Annotated in this window: 8 protein-coding genes; 4 read left to right on the top strand and 4 right to left on the bottom strand. The window is 69.9% G+C overall.

The genetic code is table 11. The features are described from left to right. Positions 1 to 109: 109 nt before the first annotated feature. Positions 110 to 1,216 (bottom strand): S8 family serine peptidase, encoded by a 1,107-nt coding sequence (locus tag ACLJPX_RS32640; protein ID WP_410604282.1) that lies wholly within the window; start codon positions 1,214 to 1,216, stop codon positions 110 to 112. A 131-nt stretch (positions 1,217 to 1,347) separates the two neighbouring features. On the opposite strand from ACLJPX_RS32640, the gene ACLJPX_RS32635 reads away from it, so the two are divergent. Further along, positions 1,348 to 4,644 (top strand): right-handed parallel beta-helix repeat-containing protein, encoded by a 3,297-nt coding sequence (locus ACLJPX_RS32635; RefSeq protein ID WP_410604281.1) that lies wholly within the window; start codon positions 1,348 to 1,350, stop codon positions 4,642 to 4,644. Positions 4,645 to 4,718: 74 nt separating this feature from the next. Continuing rightward, positions 4,719 to 7,121 carry an ATP-binding protein gene (locus tag ACLJPX_RS32630; RefSeq protein WP_410604280.1) on the top strand — a complete coding sequence of 801 codons (2,403 nt, stop codon included), beginning with the start codon at positions 4,719 to 4,721 and terminating at the stop codon, positions 7,119 to 7,121. Between the two features lies 1 nt (position 7,122). Here ACLJPX_RS32630 and ACLJPX_RS32625 read toward each other — a convergent pair whose 3' ends face one another. Next, positions 7,123 to 7,698 (bottom strand): sigma-70 family RNA polymerase sigma factor, encoded by a 576-nt coding sequence (locus ACLJPX_RS32625; protein WP_410604279.1) that lies wholly within the window; start codon positions 7,696 to 7,698, stop codon positions 7,123 to 7,125. Positions 7,699 to 8,010: 312 nt separating this feature from the next. Between ACLJPX_RS32625 and ACLJPX_RS32620 the strand changes: the two genes are divergently transcribed. Together ACLJPX_RS32620 and ACLJPX_RS32615 are read left to right on the top strand one after the other, a co-directional pair. After that, on the top strand, positions 8,011 to 9,408 hold the full coding sequence (locus tag ACLJPX_RS32620; RefSeq protein ID WP_410604278.1) for an amino acid permease: 1,398 nt from the start codon (positions 8,011 to 8,013) through the stop codon (positions 9,406 to 9,408). A gap of 160 nt (positions 9,409 to 9,568) precedes the next feature. After that, a complete protein-coding gene (locus ACLJPX_RS32615; protein ID WP_410604277.1) occupies positions 9,569 to 10,486 on the top strand; it encodes a hypothetical protein in 918 nt (305 codons plus the stop codon). A 32-nt stretch (positions 10,487 to 10,518) separates the two neighbouring features. On the opposite strand, the gene ACLJPX_RS32610 is transcribed toward ACLJPX_RS32615, so the two are convergent. After that, positions 10,519 to 11,004, bottom strand: a complete 486-nt coding sequence (locus ACLJPX_RS32610) for a DUF488 family protein (RefSeq protein ID WP_410604276.1) — start codon at positions 11,002 to 11,004, stop codon at positions 10,519 to 10,521. Positions 11,005 to 11,029: 25 nt separating this feature from the next. Further along, positions 11,030 to 11,368, bottom strand: coding sequence for a YybH family protein (locus ACLJPX_RS32605; RefSeq protein WP_410604353.1), 339 nt, complete (start codon positions 11,366 to 11,368; stop codon positions 11,030 to 11,032). Between the last annotated feature and the right edge of the window lie 55 nt (positions 11,369 to 11,423).

The raw sequence follows: 11,423 nt of genomic DNA, 5'->3' as shown, positions 1-11,423 counted from the left end.
GGCGCTGAGCGTCTCCAATGCCGCATTGGGGACACGGCACCGTTCGACGCAGGACGACCTGGACCGCCTCGGTACCCGGCCTTCACGTACTAGACCGCAGCAGTCACCGCTACCGCCCGGCTCGCCACCCGCGCCGCCGTCCCCGCGGCACCACCACGGCCGCCGCCCCCAGCAGGCACACCGCCACCAAAACCCCGCCCACCACAGCGAAAGCGCTCTGCCGGACCGGCGCGACGTCCGGCAGCGGCAGCACGGCGACCGGCTCACGGCGCACCGTCGCGGCCCCGTCGGTCGTCGCGGCCGACGTCAGGGCGGCGAGCGGGTCGAGCACGGGGCCACCGGCCTGCGGCGAAGCGGTGTCGCGCAGCCGCCGGGCGAGGTCGGCCGCCGTCACTTCTCCCCGGTAGGAACGGATCAGCGCCGCCGCGGCGGCCACGTGCGCGGCGGCGAACGCGGGGCCCGCGCCGACGACCTGGCCGCCGCCGGGTCCCTTGCCCACCACCAGGTTTCCCGGTGCGGCAAGGGCTCCCGGTACCGGCGTGCCTTTCCCGTCCGGGCCGATGGCGGTCACCGCGAGCACCCCGGGGAACGCCGCCGGGTAGTACGGGCCCGGAGGGACGTCGCGTGCCGTGGTGAGGTCCCGTCCGGCCGCCGCGACGACCAGGGCGCCCGCGGCGATCGCCCGGTCGACGGCTTGGCGCAGCACCGGATCCGCCTCTGTGACGGCCGCGGCGACGCAAATGATCCGCACTCCCGCGGAGACGGCCGCGTCGAGCGCGCCGGCGATGCCCGCCGCGGTCGCGGCACCGAACTTGTCGGTGCCCCGCACGGCCAGCACCCGCGCGCCGGGTGCGAGCCCGGAGATCCCGGACGCAGGGGGCGCGGCGATCAGGCTCGCGACGACGGTGCCGTGCCCCACGCAGTCCGTCCCGGCCTCGCCTGCCGCGTCTGCGGGCAGCACCGACGTGTCGACGCCGGTGTCCACCACGGCCACGGTCACGCCCGCGCCGGTGGAGAGCGACCACAGGCGGTCCGCGCCGAGATACGGGAGCTGCCACGGCGCCGACGGGATCTTCTTGCCCGACGGGGCGGTGCACGGCTGCCCGGCCCGCAACGTCTGCGGGATCTGCGGGAGCTCCGTGTCCTGCGCGGCCGCGAGGCCACCGTTCGCCAGCAGGACGAGCGTCGCGCACGCCACGGTCAGGTGTCGCCTCATCGTCCCAGTCCAGCACGCGCGGCCGCGGCCGAACACGAAGAAGCACCGGCAGTTTCCCCGCCGAGTGAACCGCAGGAGACCTCCACCGCGTTGTCACCGGTGGAGCCCGCAGAACGACGAGGGGAGCGCTCGTGTCACGGCACGTGCTCACAGTGGACCGCGATCAGGGGTATCGCACCATTTCGGCAGCGCTGCAGGACGCGCGCAACGGCACGGTGATCTCCGTGCTTCCCGGCCGCTACGACGAATCGCTGGTGGTCACGAAGGTGGTCACCATCGCCGCGAGCGACGTCCGCGGCAGCGTGGAGATCGTGGCGCGCAACGGCAGCGCGGTGCAACTCAACGCCGAAGCGGTGAAACTCACCGGACTGGTGCTGCGCGGCCAGCACGAGGAACTGCCCACGGTCGACGTCGCGCGCGGCCAGGCCGCGGTGGAGGACTGCGAGATCATCGGCGCCGCCTGGACCGCGGTGCTGGCCCGCAGTTCGGGCTCGCTCGCGATGCGCGGCTGCCGCGTCACCAATCCCGGTGGCGCGGGGATCGTGGTCACCTCGCCCGCGCCCAGCACGATCGAGGACTGCGTCGTCGAACACGTGCAGACCTCCGCCGTGGTGATCGCCGAACGCGGCAACCCGACGGTCCGCGACTGCACCCTGAGGCACGCCAAGGGCAACGGCGTCTGCGCCAACGGACAGGCGCAGGGCACCATCCAGCACTGCGACATCTCCGCCACCGACAGGCCGGGGATCGCGCTCGAAGAGGACAGCGCGACGAAGGTGCTCGACACCACCGTCCGCGACAGCACGAGCGGCGTCTACGTCAGCACCCATTCCTCCCCCGTGCTCGAGGAATGCCGCATCACCAACACCACCGGCGACGGGATCACCGTCGCCGACGGCGCCGATCCCCTGCTGCGCCGCTGCCGCACGGCCAAGACCGGCGGGGTCGGGGTGCGCGTCACCGGCCGGTCCCGCGGCACCTTCGAGGACTGCGAGGTGGCCGACGCGACCGGCGCGGGCATCCACGTCGACGAGGCGAGCGGCCCGTCGTTCCACCGCATGGCCGTTCGCGGCGGTTCGTCGGCGGGTCTGCTGCTCACCGACGGCGCGACGGCCGAGTTCGACCGGCTGGAGGTCCATGACGTCGCGGGCGACGGCGTCCGGGTCGAGGCGGCGGCCAATCCGCTGCTCCGCCGGGCGACGCTGAACGGCTGCCGCGGCAACGGCGTCGAGGTCACCGGCAACGGCCGCGGCCGACTCGAAGACTGCGAGATCCGCGACGCCAAGAAGGCCGGTCTGAGCGTCTCCGAAGGCGGAAGTCCTTACGTCAGCACGCTCCGCGTGTTCCAGGCGGGACAGTCCGGTGTCCTGATCGGACCGGGCGGCGTCGGCTCGCTCCGGGACTGCGAGATCGTCGACGCGGGCGAAGACGGAGTGGCGGTGCGCGACGGCGGAGAATTGACGTTGTCGCGGTCCACGGTCCGGCGTTCCCGGGGCCACGGCGTGCAGGTGGACGCCGGTGCGCGGGCGAAGCTGACGGCCGACGACCTCAGCGGCAACCGCCGCGACGGCGTCCGGGTCGAGTCCTCCGACGCGGTGAGCGTGGTGGACTGCACCGCGTCCGACAACACCGGGGGCGGCCTGCGCGTCACCGTGCCCAGCGCCCGGCTGTCGGTGGAAAACCTGACCAGCAACGGCAACGGTGCCCCGGACACCGACGGGAGCACGGCGAGCACGGTCGAGGTCGCCGGGGCCGAAGCGGCGGACGCGGCGCCGCAGAGCGCCGAAGACGAGGGCGCGCCGCTCGCGAAACTGGAGGCGCTGGTCGGCCTCAGCGGCGTCAAACATCAGGTCAAGACCCTGGTGAACCTCAACAAGATGGCCCGCAGGCGCGAACAGGCGGGCATGGTCGCGCCGCCGACCAGCCGGCATCTCATCTTCGCCGGGCCGCCCGGCACCGGTAAGACGACCGTCGCCCGGCTCTACGGCAGCATCCTCGCCGAGCTCGGCGTGCTGCGCGACGGCCACCTGGTCGAGGTCGCCAGGGCCGATCTGGTCGCCCAGATCGTCGGCGGGACGGCGATCAAGACCACCGAGACCTTCACCAAGGCACTGGGCGGCGTGCTGTTCATCGACGAGGCGTACACGCTGACGGCGCAGGGCAAGGGCAGCGGACCGGACTTCGGCAAGGAAGCCGTCGACACCCTGGTCAAGCTGATGGAAGACCACCGCGACGAGCTCGTGGTGGTCGCCGCGGGCTACTCGCCGGAGATGACCGCGTTCCTGCAGTCCAACCCCGGCTTGGCGTCCCGGTTCACCAGGACCATCGAGTTCGAGAACTACGCCACCGACGAACTGGTGACGATCGTCGAGCGGATGTGCACCGCCCACCAGTACCAGGTGCCCGAGGACACCAGGAACGCCCTGTCCGTCTACTTCGGACGGATGGAACGCGGTGACGACTTCGGCAACGGGCGTACCGCGCGCAAGGTGTTCGAGGAGATGGTGGACCAGCAGGCGTTCCGCCTCGCGAGCGAACCGGAGGCGGACGACCAGAGCCTTTCGCTCCTGCTCCCCGCCGACGTACCCGGTGGCGTGGCGGAGAACGCGGGCCACGGTGACGACGACGCGCTGACGGCGTTGCGGACGCGGCTCGACTCGATGATCGGCCTGGCCGGGGTGAAGGACGCGATCAACGATCTGGTGAACCTGATCGCCACCGCCCGGCAACGGCGTCAAGCCGGTCTGCCGGTCCCCGCGATCAGCAACCACCTGGTGTTCGCCGGCGCGCCGGGTACCGGCAAGACCACCGTGGCGAGGCTCTACGGCGAACTGCTCGCCGCGCTGGGCGTGCTGCGCAAGGGACATCTGGTCGAGGTCGCGCGGGCCGATCTGGTCGGGCGCTACGTCGGGCACACCGCGCATCTGACCAGGGAGGCGTTCGAAAGCGCGCGCGGCGGCGTGCTGTTCATCGACGAGGCGTACGCCCTCACCCCGGAGGGCGCCACGGGCGGCGACTTCGGGCAGGAAGCCGTCGACACCCTGGTCAAGCTGATGGAAGACCACCGGGACGACACGGTGGTGATCGTCGCGGGCTACTCCGCGGAGATGCGGAAGTTCCTCGCCTCGAACACCGGTCTCGCCTCCCGGTTCTCCCGGCACATCGAGTTCGAGAACTACAGCACCGACGATCTGGTGACCATCGTGCACCGGATGGCACTGACGAACGGCTACGAGTGCGCCCCGGAGACGGTCATCGCGCTGCGGCGGCATTTCGCGGACGTGGACCGCGGCGAAGCGTTCGGCAACGCCCGTTATGCCCGCCAGGTGATGGAGATCATGATGACCCGCCAGGCCGGACGGCTCAGCACTTCAGGCGCTCCCACCGTCGCCGACCTGCGGTTGCTGTCCCCCGCAGATCTCCCCTGACCCCCTTTCGGCGACGCCGCGCCATGGCAGGATGACCGCCATCGGCACGGCGTCGCTGAGAGGGGTTCGACTGCGTGGGTACGACCGCGTTCGGTGACTTCCTGCGCTTCTACCGGCTGCGCGTCCCCCTGACCCAGGAAGAGCTCGCCGAGCGGACCGGGATCAGCGTGCGCAGCATCAGCGACATGGAACGCGGGCGCGTCCGCAGCCCCCAGCGGCGCACCGCGGAACTGCTGGTCGAAGGACTCGGCCTGGCCGGCAAGGAAGCCGCCGACTTCGGCGATCTGGTCCGTTCCGGCCGCCGGTCACCTTCCCCGCCGGAGACCGCGGCGCCGGAGAGCGAACCCGAAACCCCGAGGGCTTTCGTCGCCGTCCTCCCACCCGATCTCACCGAGCTGACCGGGCGGGAAGCCGAACAGCGGATCCTCGACGACATCGCGCAGGCCGCCGAGTCCTCGTCCCGGCTGCAGGTCGCGGTGCTCCACGGCCTGCCGGGCGCGGGCAAGACCGCGCTCGCCGTGGACGCCGGGCACCGGCTCGCCCGGCACTTCGGCGACGGCTGCCTGTTCCTCGACCTGCGCGGCATGGATCTCGAACCGCTCGCCCCGGAACGGGCCGTGCACCGGCTGTTGCGCGGATTCGGCGTGGACGAACGCCAGCTGCCGAACGATCCCGAAGACCGGCTCGCCCTCTACCGTTCCCTGCTGCACGACCGCGACGTGCTGCTCATCCTCGACAACGCCGCCAACGAGGCCCAGGTGCGGCCGTTGCTGGCCACCAGTCCCGGCTCGATGGTGCTGGTGACGAGCCGGAACACGATGGCGGGGCTCGACGCGCGGCACCGGATCTCCCTCGGCTCGCTGTCCGAAGACGAGTCGGTGGAACTGCTCGGCGTGATCGCGGGCCCGCGACGGCTGGCGGGCGAACCGGACGCGGCGCGGCGGGTGGCGAAGCTCTGCGGCGGTGTGCCGCTCGCGTTGCTCATCGCCGGGAACCGGCTGGCCAGCCGGTTCCAGTGGACGATCGCGCATCTCGCCGACCAGCTGGAGAACGAACGGCGGCGGCTGTCCGTGCTCACCGCGGGCGACCTCCAGGTCCGCGCCGCCTTCGAACTCTCCTACCGCCACTTGACCCCCGAGGTCGCCAAGGTGTTCCGGCTGCTCGCGCTGGTGCCCGGTTCGGACACCTCCGTCGAACTCGCCGCGGTGGCCTCCGGGCAGCCGGTGGACGAGGTCGAGGCGGCGCTGGAGAAGCTGGCCGAAGCCAGCCTTCTCGGCTTCAGCGGAACGCCCGGCCGGTACACCAGCCACGACCTGCTGCGCGTCTACGCCATGGAACGGCTCGAAACCGCCGAGAGGGCAGAGGACGTGCACGCCGCCGGGGAACGCGTCCGGAAGTGGCTGCTCACGGTGGCGACCAAAGCGGCGCAGTTCTTCGACCACGACCGGCCGGAGGTGACGATCACCGTCGACGGTCCCGATCCCGTGCGGGACCGGGATTCCGCGGCCCAGTGGCTGGCGCGGGAGCAGACCCATTGGCGCGGTGCGCTGCGCGCGGCCGTCGGACGGGGTGAGCACCGCAGGGTCCTCGATCTGGCCGAAGCGATGCACTGGTACTCGGATCTGCGCGGGACCGGCGAGCTGTGGCTCGAGGTCTTCCGGGGCGGTGCGGCGGCGGCGCGCGCGCTGGGTGACGTCAAGTCCGCAGCCGAGCAGCTGAACTACGTGTCCTGGGCGCTCTACGCGCTTTGCGGGGAATCACGGGAGGCGCTGGCCGCGCACAAGCTCGCGGTGGCGGCGGCGAGCGAGGCGGGCGACGTCGTGACGGAGGCGTGGTCGCTGTACTACGGCTCGGCCATCACCCGGCGGCTCGGCTCGCCCCGCGAGGCCGCGCGGGTCGGCAGGCGGGCGGTGGAACTGTTCGAGCAGGCGGGCTATCCGAACGGGCACAATCTGGCGCTGTCCCTGCTCGGCAGCATGCTGCACACCCTCGGCGAGTTCGACGAAGCCGTGGCCGTGCAACGGCGGAGCGAGGCCTACTACCGCGGTTCGGCCACCGCGCCGGGCAACGACGAACTGCTGTCCATGGTGCTGACCAGGCTCGCCGACAGCCTGGCGGCCAGCGGCGACGTGGCGACCGCGCTGAAACTGCTCGAAGAAGCCGAGTCGTTGTTCCGCAAACACGACGCGATGTTCGGGGTGGCGCGGACACAGCATCTTCGCGGACGGGTCCTGTCCAGGGCCGGGCGGCTGGAGGAAGCGGAAGAACAGCTGGTGGCCGCCCTCGCCGAGGAGCGCCGGTCCGAAACGAAGATCGAGATCATGGTCGAACTGGCCGACCTCGCCGACTCCGGTGCCAAACCCGAGGAAGCCCGCCGTCACCGGGTACGCGCCCTCGCCGAATGCGCCCGGTACGAGACTCCCCACGCCAGGAGCCTGGCCAGGAAACTGGCCACCACGCTCGGCGTCGCCGTCTGAGTCACCATCCGGCGGCCGTGACACCGCTGCAGGCCAGCACCTCCGTCATCGCGATCCTCGCGTGGTGCACCCGCGATTTGACCGTGCCGACCGGCACCCCGATGCTCACGGCCGCGCGCTGCCGCGTGCGGTCGTGCCGGTAGACCTGTTCGAGGGCTTCACGCTGCATCGGAGTCAGCTGGGCCAGTCCTTCTTCGACGACGCAGCGTTCGACGACCTCGTCGGCGAAGTCGGTACCGCCCGGCAGCAGATCGAAGTCGTCGTCGCCGAACACCACCGGGCGGGCGTTGTCGCGGCGGGACCAGTCCACGATGAGGTTGCGCGCGACGGTGAACAGCCAGGCGCGGACCGAACCGCCCTTCCCGGCGAGGGTCTCGCTGTTGCGCCAGGCCCGGAACAGGCATTCCTGCACGATGTCCTCGGCCCGGTGCGGGTCGGTGGGCAGCAGGCGGCGGGTGAACCGCAGCAGATGCTCCCGGTGCTCGGTGTGCAAGGACGCGAGGAAGACGTTGCCGTCGGCAGGCGACGGTGCCCGGTCCGCCAGCGCGGTCACCCGGGTGACACGGTTGCTCGTCACGCTGACCTCCCTGTGATCGACGGCTTTTGCCCGGCTCAATTCCACCTTCCGGCCCGCCCTGCGACCATGAGGAAGGACCGGCAGAAGTGACGCACCGGGGTTCTTCCGGTCCGCGCCCGCTCGCCGGTCCATCGCGCGGCTTTCCCAGGGAATTCCTTGGTACCAAAGGCTTTCACTTGACCGCGGGACGTGACGATCGCCGACTCCGTGAAGGACCCCTTCATTGCGTCTAGCGCAGTGAAGGGGTCCTTCACGTACTTGGGAAGGTGCCGCCCACGACCTGCTCCGGACCCGCCAGATACGGTCGTCGGCATGAATCTGCGAGCCGCGGTGGTGCGGCGGAAACCTGTCGCCGACCTGATCGCCGAAAGTGATCACGGCACGCTGAAGCGCTCCCTCGGCCTCGGGCAGCTGACCATGCTCAGCATCGGCGCGACGCTGGGCAGCGGGATCTTCGTCGTGCTCGGCGAGGCGGTGCCGGTGGCGGGACCCGCGGTCGTGCTGTCGTTCGTGCTCGCCGGGATCACCGCGCTGTTCTCGGCGCTCTCCTACGCCGAACTCGCCGGCATGATCCCTCTGTCCGGTTCGTCCTATTCCTACGCCTACGCCACCCTCGGCGAACTGGTCGCCTGGGTCTGCGGCTGGTGCCTGGTGCTCGAATACGGCGTCTCGGTGGCGTCGGTCGCCGTGGGATGGGGGCAGTACCTCAACGAACTGCTGCGGCTGGCGTTCGGGTTCGCCATCCCGGACGCGTTCAGCCAGCCCCCGGGCTCGGGCGGGATCGTCAACGTCCCGGCCATCGTAGTCGTGCTGCTCGCGATGTTCCTGTTGCTGTCCGGTGCGAAGGAGAGCGCGCGGGCCAACGCGATCATGGTCGTGATCAAGATCGGCACGCTGGTGCTGTTCTGCGCGATCGCGTTCTCCGCCGTGCGGGCGGCGAACTTCACGCCGTTCCTGCCGCTCGGACTGGCCGGGCTGAGCGCCGGGGCCGCGAAACTATTCTTCTCCTACATCGGCTTCGACGCGGCATCGACGGCGGGCGAAGAGGCGAAGAACCCGCAGCGGGACCTGCCGCGGGCGATTTTGCTCTCGCTCGCGATCGTCACCGTGCTGTACTGCCTCGTCGCCGTGGCCGCGGTCGGCGCACTGCCGTGGCAGCGGTTCGACGGCCAGGAAGCCGCGCTTTCGCACGTACTCGGCGCCGTGTCCGGCAACCCGCTGTGGGCCGCGCTGCTCGCGGTCGGCGCGATCGTGGCGATCTCCAGTGTCGTGCTGACCGTCCTCTACGGACAGACGCGCATCCTGTTCTCCATGTCCCGCGACGGTTTGGTCCCGGCGGCGCTGTCCAAAGTGGATCCCAAGTCCGGCACGCCGCGGATCAACACGCTGGTGGTCTCCGGCTTCGTCGCGACGCTGGCCGCGTTCATCCCGCTCGGGAAGCTGGCCGACGCCACCAGCATCGGCACCCTTTTCGCCTTCGGGCTGGTGAACGTCGCCGTCGTGCTGCTCCGGCGGCGGCAACCGGAGGCGCCGCGCTCGTTCCGCGTGCCGTTCGCCCCGGTCACGCCCCTCCTCGGGGTGCTGTGCTGCGGCTACATGATGCTCAGCCTCGACGGCGCGACCTGGATCGTCTTCGGCGGCTGGATGGCGCTGGGCCTGCTCATCTACTTCGGCTACAGCATGCGCAGGTCCCGATTGGCGCGAACATAAAACCCTTCCGCCATTCGCCGCCATAATTCCTGGGCTGTACAGCCGCAGTCTGAGCTGGATCATTGATGTGACGGCGACACGTAGGGGACACTCCCTTCCGATCCACGGAAAATCCCTACCGTGAACCGAGGTCCTTATGCGTCGAAAATATCCCATCCCCGTGCTGACCGTATGCCTCGCACTGTCCCTCACCTCGATTCCGGCGACCGCCGCGGCCCACGAAGCCGGTACGGCGGGCGTCCGCGCCCCCTTCTGCTACGAAGAACCCGTACAGCCGAAGGCCGACGTCAGTGACATCAAAGCCGGTTTCCAGTCTTCGAAATGGCTGCAAACGATCCAGGCCGTGTACAAACGACGATGGCCCAGCGGCGAGGGCCTGGCGATCGCTCAAGCGAAGGACAAGTATTTCAGCCAGTTCGTCACCAAAACCAGCTTCAACGGGCTCGCCGAATCCCTGATGGTGGCGATCCACGAAGAGACCCACATGTGGGATCTCGATCCCTCGAGAACCTCTTGGGACGTGTACATGTCCGCGTGGATCAACAATTCCCGCAAGGCGATGAAGGTCCCGCTCCACGGCGGATTCCCCCGGCGAGAAATACTGCCGCTGATCACGGACAAGCTCACCGACTCGATGGACGGCATCTACCTGCGCGACCAGCAGCAAGGGTCGTATCGCATGCAGGGAGTCATGGCGGAACTCAACGCCGGGCTCATGGGACTGCCCGCGGCGACGGTGGTCGCCGAGTACATCCAGGGCGTGGGTGCCAGCAACTCCCGGGACATCGCCGCCACCAACATCCGGTATCTCCTGCTCTATCTGCGCGTCGCCAAAGCCAAATACCCCGATTACTGGGCCAAGGCGAAGGCCCAGCCCGAACTGCGCGAACTGGTACTCGTCGAGTTCCTCCGCGCGGCGTATTGGCTCGATCAATCCGCGCCTTACGCGAGTAAACTCGGCAGCGCGGACGTGGACAAGATCGTCGCCAAGAACTACGCCCCGGAAAACATCGCGATACTCGAGGAATTCACCGGCGCCAAGGTGAACACGAGTTCGCCGAAGAACTGCTCCACCTGACCTCGCCGACGGCTTGCCGGTGACGGGCACCCTCACCCAGGGCGTAAGTCCGTGACCGGCAAGTCGTTCTCGGCGTGCAAACGCGCGGCCACGAGGGAACGGTGGCACGCTTCGGGATCGCGCTCGACGCAAAGAAGCGCGGTCACCGAGTGGCCCGGCAACCCGGCCACGAGCGGACCGAGCTCGAACGGGTCGAGGATTTCGCGGGTGTAGCGCTCGCTGTACTCGGGCGCCAGCGCGACACGGTTCCGCTTGCCCACGCCCAAGCGGTCGTCCTCGCGGTACTGGAGCCGCCGCAGTTCGGTCGTCGGCGCCAGCTCCTTCACATGCCGGTAGCCGATGTCCGCCGCGGCGAGCGCACGCTGGAGCCGCACCGAGTTCGCCCAGGAATAGTCGGGGCCCCGGACGCCGCGGCGCTGGCGGAGGTCGAGCAGTGACACCACTCCCTCGCCGGTGAGTTTCTCGACGAAGGCGCCGGCCGTGAAGCCGTAGACGCCGATCGTCACGATCCTTCTCACTGTCCGACCTCCGCCTGTCATCCCGCTACGGCAGGAGGAACGGCTGGTCGACGGCCCACAGCCACGACCCGTCCGCCTGACGGCGGGCGACCTCGACGGCGAGCTCCCCGGTGGTCAGCGTCGACACCGTGAGTGCCAGGTCGCCGCTCACCAGCGCCGGATGCTGCCGCCCCGGCAGGAGCTCCGGCGCGGCGGCGACGAACTGCTCGTACACCTTGCGGATCTCCGCGTGCCCGGTCGCCACGCTGCCCGGCGGAAACGCGAGCACCGCCTCCGGCTCGTACAACGCCACCAGCCCGTCGACATCGCCCGCGTTGCCGCGTTCGATGAAGAACCTGCCCAGATCGTTCGGCTCAGTGGCCACAGTCTCGCTTGTCATGCGGATGAGCCTCGCAGCGAATCACGACATCCTGTGTCGT

Origin of the sequence: Amycolatopsis sp. lyj-90 (assembly GCF_046549035.1) — a bacterium.
Taxonomy (GTDB): domain Bacteria; phylum Actinomycetota; class Actinomycetes; order Mycobacteriales; family Pseudonocardiaceae; genus Amycolatopsis.
The sequence above is the reverse complement of the archived record's forward strand: the minus strand, read 5'-3'. Positions and strand labels throughout refer to the sequence as shown.